This window comes from Nonomuraea sp. K271 (assembly GCF_009908215.1).
Lineage (GTDB): Bacteria > Actinomycetota > Actinomycetes > Streptosporangiales > Streptosporangiaceae > Nonomuraea > Nonomuraea longispora.
Genome location: NZ_JAAAHR010000078.1, coordinates 1 through 23,497, shown reverse-complemented (window position 1 = coordinate 23,497; position 23,497 = coordinate 1). Strand labels below are relative to the sequence as shown.

Below are 23,497 nucleotides of genomic sequence, written 5' to 3'. Positions count from 1 at the left end.
CTGAAGGGGGCATCCCTTCCGGGGTGCCCCCGCCCCGGCGTAATGTCGCACCCATCGGGAGAAGGAGCGGACCATGGCGATGCGGTTCGAACACGAGTTCACGGTTCCTGTTCCGGTCGAGCAGGCCTGGGCGGTGCTGCTCGACGTCGAGCGGGTCGCTCCGTGCCTGCCGGGGGCGAGCCTTGACGTCTTCGAGGGCGACGAGTTCACCGGCAGGATGAAGGTCAAGGTCGGTCCGATCACGGTGACGTACAAGGGGTCGGCCGCGTTCGAGGAAGTGGACAAAGACTCCCATACGCTGACGATCAAGGCTTCGGGCAAGGAAGCGAGGGGTTCGGGCACGGCCTCGGCCACGGTCAAGGCGCACATGACGCCGCGCGAAGGGGCCACGGCGGTGGCCGTGGAGACGACGTTCAACGTGACCGGCCGGCCGGCCCAGTTCGGACGCGGCGTGATGGCCGAGGTGGGCGCGAAGATCATCGACAGGTTCGCCGAGAACCTCGCCGAGCTGCTGTCCGAGTCGACCGTCGAGCCGGCCTCTCCGCAGGACGACGATCGGCATCTCGCGGCGGTGCCCGAGCCCGGCGAGCCCGAGGAGGTCCGGGACGAGATGCGGCCCGTGGGCTCGCTGCGCACCTCGCGCACGGCCGACGAGGAGGCGCTCGACCTGCTGGAGATCGCCGGGCAACCGCTGGTCAAGCGGCTGGCGCCCATCGCGGGCGCGGTCGCGGCGCTGCTGGTCATCGCCTGGGTGATTCGTCGGCTTACGCGCTGATTTTTAGGCAAATAGTCAACCAAGTCCTGACACTTCCCTTCCGGCAGGGGCAGCCCATTCCCGCAGGCGACTACTGGGGGGACGTGGCATGCCGGACTGCACCGTCGTCGTCATCACGTACAACGACGCGGACCGCCTGCCCAGGGCCGTACACTCCGTGCTCGGGCAGTCGCTGCGCGACCTGGAAGTGATCATCTCCGACGACGCCAGCACCGACGCCACCCCGCAGGTGGCGGCCCGGCTCATGGCGGGCGATCCCCGGGTCCGCTACCTGCGCAGGCAGCGCAACAGCGGCGGGTGCGGGGCCCCGCGCAACGACGGCATCGACGCCGCGACCGCGCCGTACGTGATGTTCCTCGACAGCGACGACGAGTTGCCCCGGCACGCGTGCAAGAGCCTGCTCACCGAGATCGAGCGCACCGGCGCCGACTTCGTGTCGGGGCAGATCTCCCGGCTGTACGAGCGGACGGGACGCCTCCAGCCGTACTATCCGTCGTTGTTCGCCCGGCGGCGGGTCGTCGAGGGCATCCGTGAGGAGCCCGCGTTGTTCCTCGACAGCTTCACCACCAACAAGCTCTACGACCTGAGCCGGCTGCGCGCCGCCCGCCTGCGTTTCCCCGAGGACATCCACTACGAGGACCACGTCTTCGCCGCCGAACTGTACGCGCGCTCGCGCAGGTTCGCCGTCGTGCCGTGGACGGTCTACCACTGGCACCGGGCACCGGCGAACACGTCGATCTCGCTGAGCATCGACGACCTGGACAACGTACGCCAGCGGGTCGTCGCCGCCAGGATGAGCGACGACGCCCTGCGCCGGCACGGGGCCGAGGACCTGGTGCCGCACCGCCAGCGCCGCTTCCTCCGCCAGGACCTGCGCGTCTACCTCAACCCGCTGCCCTCGCGCGACCTGGTGTGGACCAAGGAGTTCGCCTCCATCGTGCGGCCGTACCTGGAGGAGATCCCCGCGGACGCGCTGGACGAGCTGTCGCCGCTCGAACGAGTCTGCTGCCGGCTCGTCCTGGACGACCGGATCGAGGACCTGCGCATCGCGGCCGGCCAGCTCACCGGGCCGAGGGCCGCGCCCAGGGCCGCCGTGCAGCGCGACGGGCGTACGTACTGGGGCACAACGGTCTCACCAGGCATGGACATCACCCGGCTGCGGCTCGCGGAGCTGCCCTTCTCGAAGTCCAGGTTGCGGCACGAGGCCACGGCCGTCTCCTCTGACGGCGAGCACGTACGGATGACCGTGCGCAGCTACGACCCGTTCGGCAAGCTGCCGCTGGAGTGGAAGGCGTTCCTGCAGCTCGGCCGCAGACGGGTCCCCATCACGCCGCGCGCGTCCGGCGACGGCGGTTACGTCAGCGAGGTCGTCTTCACGCCCACCGGCAAGTGCGATCCGCGCATCGGCTTCACCAGGACCTCCGACGGGCACACCACGACCGACCGGATCGTCGTCGACCCGCACATGAAGCCCGTCGAACTGCCCGGCCGCACGGTGAAGGCCGAGGGCCAGGCCGCCTACCTGTGCGTACGTCCCGTCGGCGGGCCCCGGCCCGTGTGGCAACGGGTCAAACGGCGCCTGATCAAGCGGTACAGCACGCCGAGGAACAAGCTCCGGGCGTACAAGGTGCTGATCCGCGTGCTGCCGCGGCGCAGGGACCTCGCGCTGTTCGAGTCGGACGTCGGCAAGGGCTACAGCGGCAGCCCCCGCGCCCTGCACGAGGAGGTGCGGCGGCGCGGGCTGCCGATCGAGGTGGTCTGGTCGGCGGCCAAGGGACGCGGCGGGTTCCCTCCCGGCGTACGGCGGGTGCGCAGGGGCAGCTGGCGTTACGTCTGGACCATGGCCCGCGCGGGGATCTGGGTGGACAGCCACGGGTTCCCGCTCGACTACCCGAAGCCGCGGGGCACCCGCTACCTGCAGACCTGGCACGGGCAGGGCATCAAGTCGATCGGCTTCGACGCGCCCGACCTGCGCGGCGACTTCGACAAGCCGCGGGCGCGGTGGCGGGCCGCGGTCGCCCGGTGGGACGCGCTGGTGTCGCCGAGCGCGGAGTTCTCGCGGGTGTTCCTGCCGTCCAACGGCTACACGGGCAAGGTCTACCGCTGCGGGACACCCCGCTGCGACGCGCTCGTACGCGGGGAGGGGGCGCACGACGTACGCGAGCGGCTGGAGATCCCGCCCGACAGGAAGATCCTGCTGTACGCGCCCACCTACCGCGACCGGGCCAAGGGCAGCGGCCGTTCGGTGCGCGCGGACCTGGAGCTCATGGCCGACGAACTGGCCGGCGAGTGGGTCGTCATCCTGCGCACCCACCCCGTCGAGCGCTACCGCGTGCCCGAGCACCTGCTGCACTTCGTCCGCACCGCCGGGGCGTACCCGGAGATCAACGACCTCATGCCCGCCTCCGACGCGCTGCTGACGGACTATTCCTCGGTGATGTGCGACTACGCGCTCACGGGCAAGCCGATGCTGTTCCTCATCGACGACTGGGACGACTACCGGCTCTCCGAACGGGGCGTCTACCACGACCTCCCGGCCATAGCGCCGGGACCGTGCGTGACGACCACCGAGGACCTGATCGCCGCCCTCAGGGACCTGCCCGCGCGGCACGCCGCCTGCGCCGGGCGGTACGCCGCCTTCCGCGACCTCTGGTGCGCCGACGAGCACGGCGACGCCTCTGCCAGGATCGTGGCCGACTTCTTCGAAGGCGCCCGTTGAGCGTCGTCCTCGCCTGCCTGGACGCCGACTCCCTCGGCGGCGTCCAGCAGGTCACGCACACCATCGCCCAGGGGCTGGCCGGGCGGGGCCACGAGGTGCACGTCATCGGCCTGCACCGCTCCCCCGCCCCCTTCCGGTACGTCGACCGGCCGCTCTACCACCACCACGTCATCAGCCGCCGCCCCCTGGACTCGACGGGCCGCCTGGCCCGCGGCCGGGCCGACGGGAAACTGAGGCGGCTGCTGGAAGGGATCAGGCCGGGGTACGCGGTGATGACCTCTCCCTCGGCGGTCGCCAGGATGGCGGGCCTCCTGCCGCCGGCGTTCCGTCCGATCGGGCAGTATCACGGCTCGTACGACCACGCTCGCGACACCTGGCACCTCGCCTCGATCAGGAAGCACTATCCCTCGCTCGACCAGGCGGTTTTCCTCAGCGAGGACGACGCCTGGCGCTTCTCCGAACACGCGCTGCTGCCCAACACGTGGAGCCTGCCGAATCCCCTGTCCACCTGGCCGGAGGAGACGTCCCCGCTCGACTCGCCGCGGGTGCTGGGCGTGGGCAGGCTCGAAGGGGTCAAACGGTTCGACCGGCTGATCAGCGCGTTCGCCAGGTCGGACGCGCCGCCGCCGTGGGAGCTGCACCTGATCGGCGACGGCGGCGAGCTGGCGCGGCTGCGCGAGCACGCGGCCAGGGAAGGCGTCGGGGACAGGGTGATCTTCCGGGGACGGGTGCCCGCGGCGCGCATGCCCGCCGAATACCTCGCCGCCTCGGTGCTCGGCCTGACCAGCGAACACGAGGGCCTGCCCGTCGTGCTGCTGGAGTCGGCCGCGCACGGGGTGCCCTCGGTCGCGTTCGACGTGTCGGGAGGCGTACGCTCGGCCGGGCCGGTGCCGGTGCCGTCCGGCGACGTCGCCGCCTTCGCGGGCGCGCTGGGCCGGCTCGTGCGTTCCGCCGGGGAACGGCGGCGTCTCGGGGCGGCGGCCCGCACCCGGGCCGCCGCCTTCCGCCTCGACCACGTTCTCGACGGCTGGGAGTCGATGTTCGCTCACATCGACCGCTGACAGCCGCGAAAAGGACTTCGCTCCCCCGAATCACACCGCCGGTTCGGTCACCTCCGGGCGGTGGTGGGGCACGCCCGCGAGCGCGCACTGGCCCGAGGTGAGCAGTGCGGCCACCGGGCTCGGCTCGCGCAGGCGGTTGAGCCGGTCGCGCATGGCCTTGCGCATGCGGCTGGCCTTACGCTTCTGCATCGTCTTCTGGCAGGCGATCACGTGCTCCTTGGAGGGCTTCGGCGCGCCCGTGAGCTCGTACCCCATGGATTCCAGGCGGTCGCCGAGCATGTGCTCGCACAACGAGATCTCCCAGTCCTCCAGCCGGTTCGCCCAGCTGCCCACGCGGCTGCGCAGGACGTCGCCGTGCGTGTTGCTGTGCCACACCTTGTGCTGCGGCACCGCCACCTGGGCGGCCTCGCGCGGGGAGACCATCGACGGGGCGAAGTCCTCCTCAAGGAAGTGGCAGAGCTTCTTCAGCTCGGTCGCCGGGTCGTCGGTGAGGTCCTCGTAGCGCAGCTCGTAGTACGTGTCCTCGGGCAGGGTGCGGCGCAGCCGGCCACCCGCGTCGATGGCCTCGGCCCAGGTGGACACGGCGTGGAAGGAGTCCAGGTTGTACCAGGGCATCTCCTTCAGCGAGGACACGCAGTCGCGGCCGTCCCTGATGAGGTGGATGAACTGGGCGTCGGGGAAGAGGCGTAGCAGCAGGTCGACCTGCTTGACGTAGCTCGGCCGCTTGTCGCCCCAGCGCGGCTTGTCGAACCGGTCGGCGTACATGCGGAAGGCCGTGCCGAGCACCGACCCGAGCGAGCCGGGACCTTCCACGCACTGCCGGATGAACTCGTCCTTGTCGATCTTGAGCTCGCGGAACTTCGTGCTGCGTTCGGTGGCGATCCACTGGGCGAACGCGCGGCGGCGCTGGGTGACCCGCAGGTCGCCCCACGTGCGCCGGCGGTAGTAGGCGGGTACGAGGAAGCGCGTCTCCGGAGGCACCGCCATGCGCGGGTGCGAATGGAGCATGAGCTGGAGCATCGTGGTGCCAGACCGCGGGCATCCGATGACGAAGACTGGCCGGTCGGACATTGCGTAGTAACCCCCGAAAACTTAGACGAGAACGTGCTCTCGGCTCTCCTGAGAGGAGGCCGCGCCGTGCCTGCGCGTGAAGAGCCACAGCCGGTAGACGAGGAAGACCTCGTTGGCCAGCAGCAGGACCCCCGACATCGCGGCGAGCGGGATGAGCGCCCATGCCCCCGCAAGAGGCGCGACCACGAACACCGCCGCGTGGAACTCGATGCCGCTGATCAGGTGCGAGCGCACCCGGTGGCGGGCCAGGAACCTGTTGAGCCGTCTCGGGAAACTGCGCCGCCGGGGCCCCCGCCCCAGCGCCACCCGATCCTGCGGCTCCTGCGACTCCTGGTCGAAGGGATCCTGATCGAAGGGCTCATGCTCGTCGCCGGGCTCCTGCCGCCCCTCTTTGACCGCCTCGCGCACCCGTTTCATCTGCGGCGCGTTGACGTACCTGAACAGGTCGAGCACGGCCACCGCCGCGCCCAGGACGATGAAGCGCACATCGCCCGTCAGCGCGTACTGCCCGTACGCCAGCCCTCCGGCGCACAGGACCACCCGGACACGGTCACCCACGTAGTCGAGCCAGAGCCCGAAGGGCGTGCCTGTGCCCTTGAGCCGGGCGACCTTGCCGTCCACGCAGTCGATCATGAAGCTCAGATAGAACGCGAGGGCGCCCGCCACGAGCTGGTTCATCGTGAAACAGGCGGCCGACACCGCGCCGAGGACCAGAGAGAACACGGTGAGCGCGTTGGGCGTCAGCCGGGTGCGGTTGGCCACGGCCAGCGCGACCCGGCAGGCGGCCGGGTCCACGAAGTACACGGTCCACCAGGAATCTCTCCGCTTGCGTGTCTCGTGGACGTCATCGAGCGAATAGGTCCTCATGGACTCCAGCATGGCCACGCAACGCGCCAGATCGATTACTCTCTGGAACTACTGGGTGGTTTCCATGCCTGTTCTTGACCGTCCCGGCACGGAAAACCGCCACGTGGGCCCGGTGTCGCCATCCCTGCACCAGCCGGTCATGACCAGGCCGCGCAGTTCGGCCCGCACCTGGAGCTTCCAGTTCCTGCCGCCGCCGAGCTTGCGCGGGTCGATGGCGGCGACCACGCCGTACCGGCCCGAGCGCCGCACCTCCAGGGGCACGCGACGGCGTCCGTCGCACAACCACAGGCCGACCCTGGACACCTTCTTGTCAACGCGGTGGAACGACACGTGCCCGCGCAGCAGGTACTCCTGGCCCGTCCACTCGCAGGCGTCGACCTTGGCCACCAGTTTGAGCTCGTCGCGAGCGTCGAACACCTCGTCGGGGATGCGGAGCCGGCGGTTGCGGAAGAAGGGGTAGTCGCCGTACCAGTTGGTGATGCGCCGGCCGCGCGGCACGATGCGGGTGCCGCCCTCGCGGGCCCTGCGGAAAGCGCGCACCTTGCGCAGCTCCCGTACGAGCCCGCGCTTGACCAGGTGCAGTTCCAGGCGGCGCAGCGAGGGCGCGGTGGCCAGCGCCCGCACGCTCAGCTCGGCCAGCCACGCGTGGGCCAGCTTCAGCACCGGTTCGCAGTCGTCGCAGCTCTCCAGCGCCTGGAACAGGAACAGGATGTCCTTCTCCAGCACCAGCGCGTCGAAGCCGTCGAGCAGCTCAGGCGCGCGCTCGTCGAGGAAGGCGCGGACCGCGCGGATCGCCGCGAGGCGCTCGTACAGGTTGTCCGGCTCGGTCCTGCGCTGCGTGATCGACGTCGCCCCCGACTCACGCCTGCGCCAGTGGTAGACCACCTCGCCCACCATGTCCACGCTCGTGGCCAGGACGTGCGCCTGCATGGCGACGGGCACGTCCTCGTAGATGCCGGCGGGGAAGGCCAGGCCGCAGCGCTCCCAGAAGGAGCGCCGGTAGACCTTGTTCCACACGGTGCGGTCCCTGATGAGCACCTGCTTGTCGGTGATGTGGGTGCACAGCTGCGGCCGCCTGAACACCTTCTCGTGCAGCGTCGACTCCTCCAGCCGGCCGTCCACGAGCCGTCCGACCGCGCCGCACGCGAGGTCGGACGCGGTCTCGGCCAGGCTGCCGACGAGCAGTTCGTACGCGTTCGGCGGCACGACGTCGTCGCTGTCGGCGAACGCCAGGTAGGTGCCGCGGGCGTGCCGGATGCCCGCGTTGCGCGCCGGTCCCGGCCCCAGGTTGCGCTGGGTGACGATGACGAACCGTTCGTCGCGCGCGGCGAAGTCCTCGGCCACGCGCCGGCTGCCGTCCTCGGAGCCGTCGTCGACGAGGATCACTTCGATGTCTTCGAGCGTCTGGGCGGCCAGCGACTTCAGGCACTCGGTGATGTACGCCTCCACGTCTTGAAACGGGACGACGACGCTGAGCAGGGGGATCATGACGATTGCTCCTTGCTTCCTGGACCTGGCTCGAAAGGACAGGTCGAGGGCAGCATGCCGTGACGACCGCACCGGATCCGCATCCCTGATGAGCTCTTTACCTGACGCACGATCGGCTACGTTGTGCAGTTGAGTCCGCGCTGAGAGTTAGGGGCAGCGATGCTGAGGAGCGTCCGTGACCACGATCTGCCCGTCATGCGCCGGTGGCGCAACCATCCGCGTGTGCGCGCGGCCAGCTTCGCCACGCACGAGATCGCGGAGGAGGAGCACCTGCGCTGGTGGGAGGCGGTCCGCGCCGACCCGTCCAGATGCGTGCTGATCTACGACCACCACGGGGTCTCCGCGGGCGTGGTGACCTACGCCGGACTGCCGTGCGGCCCGGCCTCCTGGGGCTTCTACCTCGACCTCGAAGGGCTGGAACGCTCCGGCGACCTGCTGCGGGCCTGGATCGGGCTGGAGAAGGCGGCCATCGCGTACGCCTTCGGCCCGCTCGGGCAGAGCACGCTGCGCGGCGAGGTGCTGGCCGACAACGCGCCGGTCAGGCTGCTGCACCGGCGCTTCGGGTTCTCCGAGGTGGACTCCTACCAGCGCGACGTCGACGGCGTGCCGCGCGACGTCGTGGCCATCCAGCTCAAGAAGGGGCAGGCATGATCTCCATCGCGGGGCGGCCGATCGGGGACGGGCATCCGCCGTACGTCGTGGCCGAGATGTCCGGCAACCACAACGGCAGCCTGGCGCAGGCGCTGGCCATCGTGGACGCGGTGGCGGCCAGCGGCGCGCACGCGCTGAAGCTGCAGACCTACAAGGCCGACACGCTGACCGTCGACTGCGACGGGCCCGCGTTCCGGATCGGCGAGGGGCACGAGTTGTGGGGCGGCGAGCACCTCTACCAGCTCTACGAGCGTGCCCACACGCCGTGGGAGTGGCACGAGCCGATCTTCGAGCGGGCCCGCGAGCACGGGCTCACCGCCTTCTCCTCGCCCTTCGACCCCACGGCCGTCGAGCTGCTGGAGAAGCTGGGCACGCCGGCGTACAAGATCGCTTCTTCGGAGATCGTGGACCTGCCGCTGATCAGGCTCGCGGCGAGCACGGGCAAACCGCTGATCATCTCGACGGGCATGGCGTCGGCCGGGGAGATCGAGGCGGCGGTGACGGCCGCCCGCGAGGCGGGCTGCGCGCAGCTGGCGGTGTTGTCGTGCACGGCGTCCTATCCGGCCTCGCCCGCCGAGAGCAACCTGCGCGCGCTGCCGCTGCTGGCCGCGCTCACCGGGGAGGTCGTCGGCGTCTCCGACCACACGCCGGGGCTCGGCGCCGCTCTGGCCGCGGTGGCGCTGGGGGCCTGCCTGATCGAGAAGCACGTCACGACGTCCAGGGCCGAGGGCGGGGTCGACGCGGCCTTCTCGCTGGAGCCGGGCGAGCTGCTGGCGCTGGTGGTGGAGAGCGAGCGGGCCTGGCAGTCGCTGGGCGAACCGCTGATCGGGCCGCGCCCGTCCGAGCGCGAGGGGCTGCGTTTCCGCCGGTCCCTGCACGTCGTACGCGATGTGCGGGCGGGCGAGCAGGTGACCCCCGGCAACGTACGCTCGATCCGGCCGGCGGGCGGGCTGCCTCCCGAGGCCGCCGCGCAGGTCATGGGCCGGCGTTTCACCCGTGACGTGGCGTTCGGCACGCCGCTGACCTGGGACCTCGTCTAGAGCAGGGCGAGCAGGGCGTCGGCGGCGCGGCTTCTGCCCCTGCCGTCGATGAGGCCGCTCCCCCGCCTGCCGTGTTCCTCGCGGGCGGCGGGGTCGGCGAGCAGCTCGGCGAGCGCGGCCACGGCCCTCTCGCCGGGCTCGGCGCCCAGCCCGGCGGCGACGCCCCTGCCGACCAGCTCCTCATAACCGATGAGCTGGTTGGCCGCCACCCAGGTGAGCGCCGCGGGCACACCGAGGTAGAGCAGCTCCCAGATGGCCGAGCCCGCGGCGGTGACCACGAGGTCCGCCCCGGCCATCAGCTCGGGCAGGCGGTCCGTCGGCGGGATCACGGTGATCGGTCCGCCCGCCTCGAACGGCGCGGGGCTGATCACCGTGCCGCGGAACGGCTCGCCGGTCGCCAGGAGGGCCCGCGCCCAGGCGGGGGCGACGCCGGCGCTGTCGGTGCCGCCGAAAAAGCAGAGCACGTGCGGCACCCCGCCCGGCCGGGAGGTACGCGCGCACCGGAGTACGCAGTCGCGCAGCAGCGCGTAACGTGCCCCCGCCAGCCACCGCCCGCCCGTGCCCTGGACCGTACCCTGGCCGTGGCGGCGTTCGGCGCCGAGGTTCTGGTCGAGATAGAGGTCGGCCTGCTGGCCCAGCGGGTCGCCGTCGGCGATGGCCAGCACCGCCAGGCCGGCCCGCCGGAGCGCCGCCCCCGTGTCCGCGGGCAGTTCGTACGAGTCGAGCACGACGGCGGCCAGCCGCAGCTCGCGGGCCAGCGCCGCCAGGCGTCCGGGGGCCGAAGGCGCGTCGGCCAGCGGCAGCCCGCGCTCGTCGAGCTGCGCCCGCGCCCACGCCGAGCCGCGCACCTGCCCGAGGAAAACCACCTCGACGCCACGGGCGCGCAGTTCCTCGGCCAGCGCCACGCAGCGCACCAGGTGGCCGACCCCGCTGCTCACCCCGGCGTCGCAGCGCAAGCCCACCCTGAGGCGGCCGTTCACGCGTCCTGCAGCGCCTTCTGCCGCACGTGGGCGTTGAGCCCGCACACCTCGGGCCGGGCCCGCAACCAGCTCACCAGCGCCTTGACCGGCACGTAGCGGTCGCCGAACTCGGCCACCACGCGGGAGATCAGCTTCCAGTCGTCCTCGGTGTCGAGCGTGACGCGCAGGTCGTCGGCGGAGGGCCGGTAGGTCAGCCCGAGCAGCCGCGCGTCGCCGGGATGCTCGTAGACGTAGGAGGTGACGTGGGTGCGGTGGAAGGCGGCGGCCTCGCGGTCGGCGCGCTCCAGCGCGGCCCTGCCCACGATCTCCACGTCGAGCCCGCGCGGCAGCGTGCGCACCAGGCTCGTGCTGAGGTAGTCGAGGCCGGGCACGGCCCGGTAGACCAGCGCCGCCTCCCTGATCACGGCCGGGTCGAGCAGCGGGCAGTCGGCCGTGAACCGCATGACCGCGTCGGCCCGCCGCCCCGCCATCGCGTGCACGAACCTCGTCAGCACGTCGTCGACCGGCCCTCGATGGCAGGCCACGCCGAGCGCGCGGCACTCGGCGGCCACGGCGTCGTCCGCCCGCTCGATCGTGGTGGCGACGACGAGATCGTCGAGCGCGCCCGCCTCGCGCGCGGCGCGTACGACCCAGGCCAGCACCGAGCGGCCTCCCAGATCGCGCAGCACCTTCCCGGGCAGGCGCGTGGAGCCCATCCGAGCCTGAACAATTCCGACAATGCGCACCGAAGCCCCATTCCCCCGTGTGACAGTGAGTCTCCGATCGATCGCGCTATGCTACCGGCTGCTCATACGACGACAGCGCGTAAACGCGATTTCAGGGGGCCACGTGAGCATTCTCAGTGGATCGTCAATCTTGATCACCGGAGGCACGGGGTCTTTCGGCAAGGCGTTCATCCGCCACGCGCTCGACTCGCTCGGGGTGCGGCGGCTGGTGGTGTTCTCCCGCGACGAGCTCAAGCAGTACGAGCTCAAGCAGCTTTTCGACGACGAGCGGCTGCGCTGGTTCCTCGGCGACGTACGCGACCGCGACCGGCTGACCCGCGCCATGCACGGCATCGAGCACGTCATCCACGCGGCAGCGCTCAAGCAGGTCGACACCGCCGAGTACAACCCGTTCGAATACGTCCGCACCAACGTCTCCGGCTCCCAGAACGTCGTCGAGGCCGCCATCGACTGCGGCGTGCGCAAGGTCGTCGCGCTCTCCACCGACAAGGCGTCCAGCCCGATCAACCTCTACGGCGCCACGAAGCTGGTCGCCGACAAGCTGTTCATCTCCGCCAACCACTACGCCGCCGCCCACGAGACCCGCTTCTCCGTCGTCCGCTACGGCAACGTCGTCGGCAGTCGCGGCTCGGTCGTGCCGCTCTTCCAGCGGCTGGCGGGGCAGGGCGGTTCCCTGCCGATCACCGACAAGCGCATGACGAGGTTCTGGATCACGCTCGACCAGGCCGTCAGGTTCGTGGTCGACTCGTTCGACCTCATGCAGGGCGGCGAGCTCTACGTTCCGCGCATCCCCAGCATGCGCATCACCGACCTGGCCGAGGCGCTGGCCCCGCACAGCCCGATCTACGAGATCGGCGTGCGGCCCGGCGAGAAGCTGCACGAGGAGATGATCGGGCCCGACGACGGGCGCAGGACGCTGCGGCTGGCCGACCGCTACGTGCTCCAGCCGACGATCGCGACCTGGGGCTACCGGCCTCCGCAGGCGGGCGAGCTGCTGCCCGAGGGGTTCGCCTACCGCTCCGACACCAACGACCAGTGGCTGTCGGTCGACGACCTACGCGGCATGGTGACCGGCTGATGTTGCCCTACGGACGCCAGTCGATCGCCGAGTCCGACGTGGAGGCGGTCACGGAGGTGCTGCGCGGCGACTGGCTGACGACGGGCCCCGCGGTCGGCGCGTTCGAGTCCGAGCTGGCCCACTGGACCGGCGGCGTGCCGTGCGTGGCGGTGACGTCCGGCACCGCGGCGCTGCACGTCGCCTACGTCGCGGCGGGGGTGGGGCCGGGCGACGAGGTGGTCACCTCGCCGCTGACGTTCGTGGCCACCGCCGCCACGGCCGCGCTGCTGGGAGCGCGGGTGGTCTTCGCCGACGTGCAGCCCGACACGGGCAACCTCGACCCCGACAGCGCCGCCGCGCTGGTCACGCCGCGCACGCGAGTGGTGACGGCGGTCGACTACGCCGGGCATCCCGCCGACTACGACGAGCTGCGCGCGGTCGCCGACGGGGCCGGGGCGCTGCTGATCGCCGACGCGGCCCACTCGATCGGGTCGGCGTACAAAGGGCGGCCGGTGGGGTCGCTGGCGGACCTGACGACCTTCTCCTTCTTCCCGACCAAGACCGTCACCACGGCGGAGGGCGGCGCGGTGGCGGCGGCCGACCCCGAACGGTTCCTGCGGGCCTCCCGGTTCATGAACCACGGCCTGGTGCGCGATCCCGCCGAGCAGCGTCACCCCGGCGAGGGGGGCTGGCACCAGGAGGTCCACGCGTTCGGCCTGAACTACCGGCTGCCCGACGTGCTCTGCGCGCTCGGCCTGAGCCAGCTGCGGCGGCTGCGCCGCTTCCGCGCGCGCCGCGCCGAGCTGGTCGCCCGCTACCACCTGATGCTGAGCGACGTGCCAGGGCTGACCCTGCCCGCGCAGCGCGCCTACGTGGAGCCGAGCTGGCACCTCTACCCCGTCAGGGTGCGCGACGGCCGCCGGCGGGAGGTCTACGACCGCATGCGCGCCGCGGGCATCGGCGTACAGGTCAACTACCTGCCGGCCTACCTGCATCCGGTGTTCGAGGACCTCGGCTACCGGCGCGGGCTCTGCCCCGTGGCCGAGGCCTACTACGCCGAGGAGTTGTCGCTGCCGTTGTTCCCCTGCCTGTCGGACGTCCAGCAGGAGCGGGTCGCGGAGACGCTGGCCGGCATCATGTCCTGATCACCGTTCGGCGAGCAGCAGGCCGCCGTCGTCGTCCCTGTCGATGAGGAAGCGCCGGTCGGCGACGGTCGCGACCGGCCGCTCCGCCGTACGCACCAGGGGGCGCAGCGGCCTGCCCTGATCGATGAGCACCTCCCACCACGCCTCGTCGCCGACGCGCTCGTCGATGTCGGCCAGCGGCACCCGGGCGCGGAACTCCCGGCCCTCCAGCGCGACGGGGAAGTACATCTCCTCGCCGTCGCTCCTGCGTCTCAGCCTCAGCACGGGCTCGCCGTCGCCGGCGTCGGAGATCTTCCCGGCGCACACCAGCTCGCCGCCGTCCACGCGGCACGATCCGATGACCGCCTTGGGCGTACGCAGCCGCAGACCCCAGGCGCCCTTGGGCATGCGTACCGGCACCACCCACACTCCCGGCAACCGCAGCGGCTCAGGGACGAGTGGCCGTGACCAGCGCGGACCGGCCACCCGCCCGTCGAGTCTCAGCCCATGGCCTTTCAGCCGCGCGCGCAGGTCCCAGTGCCCGTGCCTGGCCAGCTGCGCGGCCGTCAGCGTCTCCGGGTCGAAGGCGAACCTGAACGGGAAGGTGTGCTCGGCCACCGGGTCGCCGTCGTCGCGCTCGAAGTCCTCCCAGACGGGCGCGCTGACCGCGTCCGACAGGCGTACGGTCTCGCCCGTCCCGCGCTCCTGCAGCCACACGCACAGGCGCACCCGGCGCAGCCGGGTTGCGTCGAACCTGCCCAGCGCCACCCTGCCCACGCCGTGCAGCACGCCGTCACGCCACTCCAGGCTCACCAGCCGGCCCGCCAGGCGCAGCTCGCCGGAGACGTCCGACAGGCGGGCGGGCATCGACGGGTGGCGGCCGTGCCAGCGCCTGCGCAGCAGCCCGGCCCGGCCGACCTCGGGCAGCAGCCGCCCGTCGCGGGCCTGGGCGAACACGTCGGTCAGCTCCTCCAGGCGGCGCTGGTGCAGCAGGTGGACCTGGAGGCGGCGCTCGAACGGGATGCTCTGCCAGGCCTGCGGCGACACGCCGTCGAGGTAGTGGCAGGCCAGGTCGAGCAGTTCGGGGTCCGCCGACGGGCCCATCGCGGCCACGGCCTCGACGGCGACGCCCATGTCGATGTCCATCGTGTCGCGGTCGAAGGCGGGCTTCAGCCCCGGCGCCGCGCGGCCGAGCAGGTCGGCGGTCTGCACCACCGACAGCAGGCGGTCACGCAGGTTGCCCGGTTCCAGGCTGCGCTGGGTGATCGAGGCGCCCGGCTCGTCGCGCTGCCGCCAGTGGTAGACGACCCTGGACAGCACGTCCACGGAACGGGCGCCGACGTGGGCGGCCATGGCGACGGGCTGATCCTCGTACATGCGCTCGGGGAAGCTCAGGCCCAGCTCGTCCCAGAAGGAGCGGCGGTAGACCTTGTTCCACAACATGCGGTCGCGGATCAGCAGCGGGTGGCGGGTGATGTGGGTGCCCTTGCGCGGCCTGGCGAACGCCTGCCGGTGCGCCCACGAGGGCACGAGCAGGTTGCGGTGCAGCCGCATGACGTTGCCGCACGCCAGGTCGGAGCCGGTGCTCTCCAGCGAGGCCACCAAGCGGCCGAACGCGTCGCGAGGCACGGTGTCGTCGCCGTCGACGAAGGCCAGGTAGCGGCCGCTCGCCTGCCGTACGCCGACGTTGCGCGCCCGGCCGACGCCGTGGTTGTCCTGCCTGATGAGGCGGATCCGGCCGTCGCGGGCCTGCCTGGACGCCACGACGGCCGGGCCGCCGTCCTCACTGCCGTCGTCGACGCAGACCACCTCGAGGTCGTTCAGCGTCTGCGCGGCGATGGAGTCCAGGCAGGGGCCGATGTACTTCTCGACGTTATAGAACGGCACGATCACCGACAGAACCGGCACATGCACTCCTCATCGTTACGTCAACCGGACAACAGGCGGATGACTCGGCGGGCGACCTTGCGAGGGCGGGCCAGGCGGCGGGAGAGGCGGTATCCGAGGGTTCTTCTGTAGGCGGTGGCCTTGCGCTGCGTCCTGCGCAGGCGGGACTTCGACCTGACCAGCTCGCGCTCGCGGTAGGTCAGCTTGGTCTCCAGGCGGGCGATCCTGGCCAGGGCCGCGGTCAGCTGGTCGGCCAGGCGGTCGCGGGCGCCGAGCAGGTCGCGGTAGGTGGGGGCATGCTCGGCCAGTTCGGCGGGCTGGCCGAGCTCGGCGTCGAACTTCCTGGCCCGGTCGAGGTCGCCCCGGTCGCAGGGCCGCCCGGCCATGCCGCACAGGGTAAGCGCGAGTTGGTCGGCCTCCAGCGGCCACGGCCACGGATGGTGGTGCCCGGCCGCCAGCAGCCTGACCGCGAAACGCCACAGGATCCGGCAGAGCGCGACGCGCGGCTCGGGCGGCATGGACGGCGCGGCCGACGGGCTGATCGCGGCGAAGCGGGCGCCGTCGTAGACGAGGCTGTCGGCCGCCCCCACGACGCTGCCGCCGCCCTCCAGCCAGCCGGCGAGGTGGGCGAGCAGGTCGCGTACGGCTTTGACGTCCTCACGGGCGCAGGCCTCGACGAGGATCTCCTCGACGACCCGGCCGGTGGGGATCTGGCGTTCCTCGCCGTCGGGCAGCCGCCGGGTGGCCGTGCCGGTGAACTCGTACAGAGCCGAGCCCTCCTCGATCAGGCCCAGCGGCAGGTCGCCCGCGACGCCCGGTGTGACCGGCGGCCGGGCGGCGACGGCGACCCAGAGGGGCGCCAGCTCCTCCCCCAGGCGGTGGCGGAACACCACGCGGGTCAGCCGCAGCGGGTCGGCCACCAGCATGCGGTCACCGCCGCGGGCGCTGAGCGGGAACGTGAGCGCGTCGGGCAGGTCCCCGGCCAGCGCCTCACTGGCCAGCAGCGCGCGCGGCGCCTGGCGCCCGGGGTAGGCCGCGTAGCGGCGCAACACGCCCAGCCCCGCGCACTCCAGGCCGCGGTCGACGGCCAGCGGCCCGCTGGGGTAGCTCGGGTCGAAACCGTGCGGCGCCCACTGGTCGTCGCCGCCCTCCCGGTCAGCGGGCCTGGCCTCGACGAACCGGTCGATGCCCAGGTCGTTGCGTACGCCGAGCACCAGCCGCCCGTCGGGCGCGACCAGCGCCGCGAGCGCGGCCACCGAGTCCTTCCACTTGGCGGCCGGCGCCTCGGCGGAGTGCGTGCGCGCCAGCCCGTCGATCGCCACCACCAGGTCGTACGACTCGCCGCCGTCGAGCAGTTCCAGCCGCCCGCAGAACACCTCCAGCCCCGGGTGCCGCGAGCCGAGCGCGCACGCGTCGGGATAGGAGCGCACGAGCGCCGCCGCCTCGGGAGCCAGCTCGACGATCTCGTCCACCAGCACCTGGGGATGCGGCCCGACCAGCAGCACCCGGCCGCTCGCCGGGATCATCCGCCTGATCAGTTCCAGTGCCGCGCCGCGCCAGTCCGTGATACCCCCCATGTTGGACATGTCGGACCACAGCAGCATCTCCCCGCCGATGAGCCGGACGTTCTCGGGTGCCTCGTCCATGCGCGTGCTCATGCCCTCGCTCCGTGCCCGGTCGCCGGGGACCCGCGGCGCACCCGCTTCCATCCGAACATCCGCCGTAGCTCCTCCGGTGTCGCCTGATAGTCGAATCCCAGCTCCTGCCGTGCCGTCTCCGCCGCCAGCCCGGGGTCGACGGCCGTGCCGTGCAGCTCGGGCCAGAGCCTCATGCGGCGGGCCGTGCCGCCGTACTCAGGCCGTTCGTCCCCGTACTGCATCGGATCGCCGTAGACGGCGATCTCACACCCCACGGACGCGCCGTAGAACAGCGCGCTGCCGAGCCTGTTGGAGGCCACCCTGCGGTGCCGCCGCAACTGGACCAGCTGCTTGCGCAGGAAGTCACGCCCCTTCGCGTCCCAGCGGGATCCGCGCTCGCCATGGCAGACGACCCGGAAACCTCTCGACTCGTACGCCCGCCGAATGTCCGGATTTGCGAACTCTAGCCAGTAAAGGCAGATAGTGACCGGACCAATCTCGACATCGCGTATTTCATCGGCAAGTCGACCGTGGTCGCCGCTGACGGAATACTTCTCCCATCCATGAAAGGGATACCAGATCGTACCCTCCCGTTCGGGAACCACGCCCAAGTCCGGCTCGAGGTGAAGAAGGTAGATCCAGGGCGCTCCGATCAGATAGTGCCCCCTGCGCCCCATCGACCAGCCCCGGCGGCGCAGCACGTCCGACCAGACGAAACGCGGGTAGCCGGGGCTGCACCAATGGTCATTCGGAGGAAATCCGTGGAGATAGTTCCATCCGTGCTGGAGAAACCCTTGGATGCGCTTCGGCATCTCATCCGGCATGCCGCAATATTTGCCGAGTATGCGGGAGTGCCCGTACCAGTGATTGGATTCGTCCATCATTTCCCCCGTACGGTTGGCGTGTCCCAGCCGACATTCCCAGCCCCCCGCACACGCCACTCGTCGTTATACGCTTCCATTACCCGGCACGGGGCCTTGGTTTCTCCTCACCTGTCGATCGTGGCTACACTGGGTCGCGCCTTGAGGACAGAGAGTGAGTGATCATGAGTCATCTCGATCGCCTGCGGGCCGTCTTCCGCGTGGCGCTCAACCTGCCTGACGGCACCGACGTCGACGGGCTCGAATACCGTGCCATCCCTCAGTGGGACTCCTTGGCCCACATGGCGTTGATCGCCGCGATGGAGGACGAGTTCTCCGTCATGATCGACACCGACGAGATGATCGACATGAGTTCGTTCGCCAAGGCGACCGAGCTGCTGGAGAAGCATGGCGTCGGCGCTGCCGCCCGCTGAGGCCAGGGTCGCCCTGGTCACGGGCTCCACGGGGGGCATCGGCCGGGCCATCGCGACCACGCTGGCCGCCGCCGGTCACGACGTCGTGCTGCACGGCCGCGACGAGGAGCGGGCCGCGAAGGTCGCCGCCGACGTCGCCGCCGAGACCGGCGGCCTGACCGACTCCGTCCATGGCGACGTGGCCGATCCTGGGCTCGTCTCCGCCATGATGCGGCGCATCTACCAGCGGCACGGCCGGCTCGACTCCCTGGTGATCAACGCGGGCGTGCACGCGGCCGGCCTGCTCGGCATGGTCCGCCACGACACCATCGGCCGCCTCTTCGAGGTCAACGCGATCGGCGCCACCCACACCCTGCAGGCCTCGCTCCGGCTGCTGCGCCGGGGCACCAGTCCCGCCGTGGTGCTCGTCTCCTCGATCATGGGCCGCGCCGGCGGCGCCGGTCAGGCGGTCTACTCCGCCACCAAGGCCTCGATCATCGGCCTCACCTTGGCGGCCGCCAAGGAGCTGGGTCCCACGGGCATCCGCGTCAACGCCGTGGCGCCCGGCTACATCCAGACCGACATGCTCACCACGCTCGACGAGCACAGCCGCACGGCCACGGTCGCGGCCACCCCGCTCGGCCGCCTCGGCCGGCCGGCCGACGTCGCCCGCGCCACCGTGTTCCTGCTCTCCTCCGACGCCGGCTTCATCACCGGCCAGGTCCTCGGGGTGGACGGCGGGCTGGTGCTGTGACCACACCGGACCCGCGGTCTCCCAGCGGGGAGGGCTCGCTCGCTGTGTGGGCCGCCGGCTGCGCCCCCGCCGAGCCGCCCTTCCCCCATCCGGAGGCTCGGCTCGTCGTCGCGGGCGACACGGAGGGGCTCTCGGGAAGGAAGCTGGCCGACCACATCGACCGCGCCGCCGAGGCCCTGGCACGGCTGCGGCCAGGTCCGCTGTTCTGCGGGATGCGCAACAACCTCGCGTCGGTGCTGCGCTATCTCGCCGCCTGGCGCTCCGGCCGGCCGCTCGCGCTGCTCGACCCCGACCTGCCCACCGGGGCGCTGGCCGACCTGGCGGGCCGGTTCCAGCCGGCCGCGCTGCTCGGGTTCACCCACGTGGCCGACGGCTCGTCACCGCGCGCCCAGCGCGCCGCGGCGCAACGTGGTGGAGGCGGCACCCCGGAGCCGCATCCCGACCTGGCGGTGCTCCTCGCCACGTCGGGCTCGACCGGCAACCCCAGGCTCGTCCGCCTCTCGCGCCGGGCCGTGCTCGCCAACGCCGCAGCCATCGCCACGGCGCTGTCCATCGAGCCCGCCGAGGTGGCGCCGACCAGCCTGCCGCTGCACTACAGCTACGGCCTGTCGGTGCTCAACAGCCACCTGCTGGCGGGGGCGAGCGTCGTGCTGACGGAGGCGGGGCTGCTGGAGCGCTCCTTCTGGACCCACCTCGACGCCCACCGCTGCACGTCACTGGCCGCCGTCCCCTACCAGTACGAAATGTTGCGCCGGCTGCGCTATGACCGGGCCGAGCACCCCGCGCTCGCCACGCTGACGCAGGCGGGCGGGCGGCTCAGCGAGGAGCTGGCCAAGGAGTTCGCCGCCCAGGCCGACCGATTCTTCGTCATGTACGGGCAGACCGAGGCCACGGCCCGCATCGCCGTCATGCCTCCCCACCGGCTGGCCGACAGGCCGGGCTCGGCCGGGCTCGCCGTCCCCGGCGGGCGGCTGTCCATCGACGACGGTCAGGTCGTCTACCACGGGCCCAACGTCATGATGGGCTACGCGGAGAGCGCCGCAGACCTGGCCAGGGGCGACGACCTCGGCGGGGTGCTGCGCACGGGCGACCTCGGGCGGCTCGACCCCGAGGGGTTCCTCTACGTCACCGGCCGGCTCAAGCGCATCGCCAAGATCTTCGGCGTGCGGGTCAACCTCGACGACATCGAGCGTCTGCTGCCGGCCTCCGGCCCGGCGGCGGCCACCAGCGGCGACGACCGGGTCACGGTGTGGACGGAAGGACTCGACGCGGCAGGCTGCGCGAGGCTGGCCCGGCGGCTCGGCGCGGAGCTGCGCGTGCACTGGAGCGGGTTCGACGTCCGCAGCGTCGACCGGCTTCCCCTCCTGGCCAACGGCAAGATCGACTACCGTGCGCTGGAGTCCCTCGCATGACGTCCCCGACCCCTGAGGGGTGGGGCCGGTGAGCGTGTTCACGCTGGGCGGGGCCGAGCGGGAGGCGGTGCTGGCGCCGGCCCTGGCGGCGCTGACCGAGCGCCACCGGCAGGCGTGCCCCCCATACTCCAGAATTCTCGACGCGATCGGCGCGCGGCCTCCCTACGAGCGGGTGGCCGACCTGCCGTGGCTGCCCGTGCGGCTGTTCAAGACGCACGAGTTGCGCAGCGTGGAAGAGGACCAGGTGTTCAGGGTGCTGACGTCGAGCGGCACGACGGGGCAGCGGCCGAGCCGGGTGTTCCTCGACCGTGAGGCGGCGGCCGCGCAGACCCGGATGCTGGCGGCGACGCTCAGGGTGGTGCTGGGCGAGCGGCGGCTGCCGATGCTGGTGGTCGACAGCCGCTCCGTGGTGCGCGATCCGGCGCTGAGCGCGCGGGGCGCAGGGGTGCTCGGCATGATGAACTTCGGCAGGGACCACACGTTCGTGCTCGACGAGCACGGCAGGGTGGACGCCGAGGCGGTCAAGGGGTTCCTGGCGCGGCACGGCGGCGAGCGCTTCCTGGTCTTCGGGTTCACGTTCATGGTCTGGCTCTACCTGCGCGGTCTCGGCGCCGACCTGTCGCAGGGGGTGCTGATCCACTCGGGCGGGTGGAAGCGGCTGGCCGAGCAGGAGGTCGGCAACGCCGAGTTCCGGCGGCGGCTGGCGCAGGAGTGCGGGCTGCGCAGCGTGCACAACTTCTACGGCATGGTCGAGCAGATCGGCACCGTGTTCCTCGAGGGGCCGGACGGCGACGGGCTCTACTGCCCCGACTTCGCCGACGTCGTGATCCGCGACCCGGAGACGTGGCAGGAGGCGCCGCCCGGCGTGCCAGGGCTGATCGAGGTGGTCAGCACGCTGCCGACCTCCTATCCGGGGCATGTCCTGCTGACGGAGGACATCGGCGTCGTGCGCGGCGTCGACGACGGGTGCCTGCCGGGGCGGCGGTTCGAGGTGCTCGGCAGGTTGCCGCGGGCCGAGGCGCGGGGTTGCAGCGACACGTTCGGGCAGGGCGGCTGATGCCGGGCCCCGAGGTGACGGTCAGGTTCCCCGCTGCCGGGAGGGTGCCCGTCGAGGTACTGCTCGGGCAGGTGCGCGGCCGGCTGGAGACGGGTGACGAGCGGGTCCGCGCGTTCCTCGCCGCGTTCGGCAGGCGGCTGCTGCGGCCGGCGTCGGCACGCCGGCATCCCGAGCTCGGCTCGCTCGGCTTCTTCCTGCGGCCCAGCGAGCTGGCCCGCACGGTCGAGGAGGCGGCGGGCGAGCACGTACGCGTCCCGCGCGGCCTGGTTTTCCACGTCCCTCCCGCGAACGTCGACACCGTCTTCGTCTACTCCTGGGCGTTGTCGGCCCTGATGGGCAACCGCAACGTCGTGCGCCTGTCGCCGCGCTCCGGCCCGGTGGCCGGGCTCATCCTCGACACGCTGCACGAGGCGCTGGCCGAGGCCGACCCGGCGATCGCCGACACGCAGCGGATCGTCTCCTACGACCGCGACGACGCCGTGACCGCCGCGCTCAGCGCCGCCTGCGACCTGCGGGTGGTGTGGGGCGGCGACGACACCGTGAACGCGCTGCGCCGGCACGCGCTCGCCCCGCACGCCCGTGACCTGGTCTTCCCCGACCGGTCGTCGTTCGCGGTGATCCGGGCGGCCGCGTGGTCGGGCGCTCCTGAGCCGGTGCGGGTCAGTGTGGCCGAGAAATTCGTCAACGACGCCTACTGGTTCGACCAGGCGGCCTGCTCGTCCCCCGGCACCGTGTTCTGGGTGGGGACGGCCGGCGACTGCGAGGCGGCGCGGGCCGACTTCGGCGACCACGTCGCGCGGGTGCTGGGCGAGCGCGGGTGGGGGGTCGACGCGGCGATGGCCGTGGAGAAGCGGGTCGCCGCCTACGGGCTGGCCGCCGACGGGGTGGCGGAGCGGGTGGAGTTCCGGGGCAACGCGCTGGCGGACGTGACGCTGGCCGAGGGCGCCGCGCCGCCCAGGCGGTGGCTGGGGGCGGGGACGTTCGCGCACGCCAGGATCGGCGCGCTGGCGGAGCTGGGCGCGCTGGTCGAGCGGCGCGACCAGACGATGACCCATTTCGGGTTCGCGGGGGCCGAGCTGGAAGAGCTGGCCAGAGGGCTGGCCGGGCGCGGGGTCGACCGGATGGTGCCCGTCGGCGGCGCGCTCAGCTTCCACCGGGTGTGGGACGGCGTCGACCTGCCCGCCGAGTTCACCCGACTGGTGACCGTGACCCGATGACGCTGGCGAGACCCGAGAGCACGCACGTCGGCCTCCCGGGGTCGCCGGGGCGCGGGCCCGGCCGGGGCTGGGTGCCGGCCCTGCTGGTGGCCGCGGGCACGGTGGCCGCGCTGATGTGGTGCGGGGTGCCCGCCCGTGACCTGGCGGCCTTCGCGGCGTACGTCGGCGCCGGCGTGGCGCTGCCGGGCACGCTGCTGTGGCGGGCGCTGACCGGGGGCGGGCGGACGACGGCGGAGGACCTCGCGGCCGGGCTGGCCCTGGGCTACGCGGTCGAGGTGCTGGCCTACATCCCGGCCCGCGCCGCGGGGCAGCCGCTGCTGGTGCTGGCGCCGCCCGTGGCCGTGGTGGCCACGTTCCTGTGCGTGCCGCGCCTGCGGCGGCACTGGCGGGGCACGCCGGGCCGGGAGCGCATGCCGGGATGGTGCGCCTGGGCGCTCGCCGGGGTGGTCGGCTACCTGGTCACGTGGTGCGTGATCTCGCTCTACCGCCACCCGGTCTCCAGCGCGTACGTCGACATGCCCTACCACCTGGCGTTGGTCGGCGAGGTCAGGCACCACGTGCCGCCCACGCTGCCGTCGGTGCTGGGTGAGCGGCTCTCCTACCACTGGTTCGTCTACGCCGACATGGCGGCCACGAGCTGGGTCACCGGGATCGAGCCGGTGACGCTGGTCTACCGGCTGTCCACGCTGCCGATGATGGTGG

At 72.0% G+C, this 23,497-nt stretch carries 21 protein-coding genes; 13 read left to right on the top strand and 8 right to left on the bottom strand.

Annotated features, from left to right (window positions below):
• Positions 1-73: 73 nt before the first annotated feature.
• The 3 genes from GUY59_RS25360 (at position 74) to GUY59_RS25350 (ending at position 4,555) form a co-directional block, all read left to right on the top strand.
• Positions 74-775, top strand: coding sequence for an SRPBCC family protein (locus tag GUY59_RS25360; protein ID WP_138201153.1), 702 nt, complete (start codon positions 74-76; stop codon positions 773-775).
• An 88-nt stretch (positions 776-863) separates the two neighbouring features.
• Positions 864-3,494, top strand: coding sequence for a bifunctional glycosyltransferase/CDP-glycerol:glycerophosphate glycerophosphotransferase (locus GUY59_RS25355; RefSeq protein WP_138201154.1), 2,631 nt, complete (start codon positions 864-866; stop codon positions 3,492-3,494).
• Positions 3,491-4,555, top strand: coding sequence for a glycosyltransferase (locus tag GUY59_RS25350; RefSeq protein WP_138201155.1), 1,065 nt, complete (start codon positions 3,491-3,493; stop codon positions 4,553-4,555). Before GUY59_RS25355 ends, GUY59_RS25350 begins: the two co-directional genes overlap by 4 nt.
• A gap of 30 nt (positions 4,556-4,585) precedes the next feature.
• On the opposite strand, the gene GUY59_RS25345 is transcribed toward GUY59_RS25350, so the two are convergent.
• The 3 genes from GUY59_RS25345 to GUY59_RS25335 are packed head-to-tail and all read right to left on the bottom strand — an operon-like array spanning position 4,586 to position 7,981.
• Positions 4,586-5,626 carry a sulfotransferase family protein gene (locus GUY59_RS25345; protein ID WP_138201156.1) on the bottom strand — a complete coding sequence of 347 codons (1,041 nt, stop codon included), beginning with the start codon at positions 5,624-5,626 and terminating at the stop codon, positions 4,586-4,588.
• 21 nt (positions 5,627-5,647) lie between these two features.
• On the bottom strand, positions 5,648-6,493 hold the full coding sequence (locus GUY59_RS25340) for a CDP-alcohol phosphatidyltransferase family protein (protein WP_236667480.1): 846 nt from the start codon (positions 6,491-6,493) through the stop codon (positions 5,648-5,650).
• A gap of 48 nt (positions 6,494-6,541) precedes the next feature.
• Complete coding sequence (locus tag GUY59_RS25335) at positions 6,542-7,981, bottom strand: glycosyltransferase family 2 protein (protein WP_138201157.1); 1,440 nt, start codon at positions 7,979-7,981, stop codon at positions 6,542-6,544.
• Positions 7,982-8,140: 159 nt separating this feature from the next.
• Here GUY59_RS25335 and GUY59_RS25330 point away from each other — a divergent pair, with 159 nt between their 5' ends.
• Positions 8,141-8,632 carry a GNAT family N-acetyltransferase gene (locus GUY59_RS25330; protein ID WP_138201158.1) on the top strand — a complete coding sequence of 164 codons (492 nt, stop codon included), beginning with the start codon at positions 8,141-8,143 and terminating at the stop codon, positions 8,630-8,632.
• Positions 8,629-9,672 carry a pseudaminic acid synthase gene (gene pseI, locus GUY59_RS25325; RefSeq protein WP_138201159.1) on the top strand — a complete coding sequence of 348 codons (1,044 nt, stop codon included), beginning with the start codon at positions 8,629-8,631 and terminating at the stop codon, positions 9,670-9,672. The genes GUY59_RS25330 and pseI overlap by 4 nt, the downstream gene beginning before the upstream one ends.
• Here the strand turns inward: pseI and GUY59_RS25320 are convergent.
• A complete protein-coding gene (locus tag GUY59_RS25320) occupies positions 9,669-10,652 on the bottom strand; it encodes a PseG/SpsG family protein (protein WP_138201160.1) in 984 nt (327 codons plus the stop codon). The two genes, pseI and GUY59_RS25320, sit on opposite strands and share 4 nt — an antisense overlap.
• Positions 10,649-11,377 (bottom strand): cytidylyltransferase domain-containing protein, encoded by a 729-nt coding sequence (locus GUY59_RS25315; RefSeq protein WP_138201161.1) that lies wholly within the window; start codon positions 11,375-11,377, stop codon positions 10,649-10,651. The genes GUY59_RS25320 and GUY59_RS25315 overlap by 4 nt, the downstream gene beginning before the upstream one ends.
• 103 nt (positions 11,378-11,480) lie before the next feature.
• Here GUY59_RS25315 and pseB point away from each other — a divergent pair, with 103 nt between their 5' ends.
• Complete coding sequence (gene pseB / locus GUY59_RS25310) at positions 11,481-12,455, top strand: UDP-N-acetylglucosamine 4,6-dehydratase (inverting) (RefSeq protein ID WP_132336124.1); 975 nt, start codon at positions 11,481-11,483, stop codon at positions 12,453-12,455.
• On the top strand, positions 12,455-13,579 hold the full coding sequence (locus GUY59_RS25305) for a DegT/DnrJ/EryC1/StrS family aminotransferase (RefSeq protein WP_138201162.1): 1,125 nt from the start codon (positions 12,455-12,457) through the stop codon (positions 13,577-13,579). Before pseB ends, GUY59_RS25305 begins: the two co-directional genes overlap by 1 nt.
• Here GUY59_RS25305 and GUY59_RS25300 read toward each other — a convergent pair whose 3' ends face one another.
• Genes GUY59_RS25300 through GUY59_RS25290 form a run of 3 tightly spaced genes read right to left on the bottom strand, consistent with a single transcriptional unit; the run spans position 13,580 to position 17,966 of the window.
• Positions 13,580-15,466: a glycosyltransferase family 2 protein gene (locus GUY59_RS25300; protein WP_161714683.1), complete on the bottom strand. Its 1,887-nt coding sequence runs from the start codon at positions 15,464-15,466 to the stop codon at positions 13,580-13,582.
• 20 nt (positions 15,467-15,486) lie between these two features.
• Positions 15,487-17,103 (bottom strand): hypothetical protein, encoded by a 1,617-nt coding sequence (locus GUY59_RS25295; protein WP_161714682.1) that lies wholly within the window; start codon positions 17,101-17,103, stop codon positions 15,487-15,489.
• Positions 17,100-17,966, bottom strand: coding sequence for a hypothetical protein (locus GUY59_RS25290; RefSeq protein WP_236667478.1), 867 nt, complete (start codon positions 17,964-17,966; stop codon positions 17,100-17,102). Before GUY59_RS25290 ends, GUY59_RS25295 begins: the two co-directional genes overlap by 4 nt.
• Positions 17,967-18,127: 161 nt before the next feature.
• Here GUY59_RS25290 and GUY59_RS25285 point away from each other — a divergent pair, with 161 nt between their 5' ends.
• The 6 genes from GUY59_RS25285 to GUY59_RS25260 all read left to right on the top strand — a co-directional run.
• The gene (locus tag GUY59_RS25285; protein ID WP_138201164.1) at positions 18,128-18,376 is read left to right on the top strand and encodes an acyl carrier protein; all 249 of its coding nucleotides are present in this window, start codon (positions 18,128-18,130) and stop codon (positions 18,374-18,376) included.
• A complete protein-coding gene (locus tag GUY59_RS25280) occupies positions 18,351-19,109 on the top strand; it encodes an SDR family NAD(P)-dependent oxidoreductase (RefSeq protein ID WP_138201165.1) in 759 nt (252 codons plus the stop codon). The genes GUY59_RS25285 and GUY59_RS25280 overlap by 26 nt, the downstream gene beginning before the upstream one ends.
• Entirely contained in the window at positions 19,106-20,521 is a 1,416-nt protein-coding gene (locus GUY59_RS25275; protein WP_252374944.1) for an AMP-binding protein, read from the top strand. Before GUY59_RS25280 ends, GUY59_RS25275 begins: the two co-directional genes overlap by 4 nt.
• Positions 20,522-20,549: 28 nt before the next feature.
• Positions 20,550-21,578 (top strand): LuxE/PaaK family acyltransferase, encoded by a 1,029-nt coding sequence (locus GUY59_RS25270; protein WP_132336136.1) that lies wholly within the window; start codon positions 20,550-20,552, stop codon positions 21,576-21,578.
• Positions 21,578-22,795: an acyl-CoA reductase gene (locus tag GUY59_RS25265; protein ID WP_161714681.1), complete on the top strand. Its 1,218-nt coding sequence runs from the start codon at positions 21,578-21,580 to the stop codon at positions 22,793-22,795. Before GUY59_RS25270 ends, GUY59_RS25265 begins: the two co-directional genes overlap by 1 nt.
• Positions 22,792-23,497: hypothetical protein (locus GUY59_RS25260; RefSeq protein ID WP_201761317.1), on the top strand; the 706-nt coding region annotated here is incomplete at its 3' end. The genes GUY59_RS25265 and GUY59_RS25260, both read left to right, overlap by 4 nt.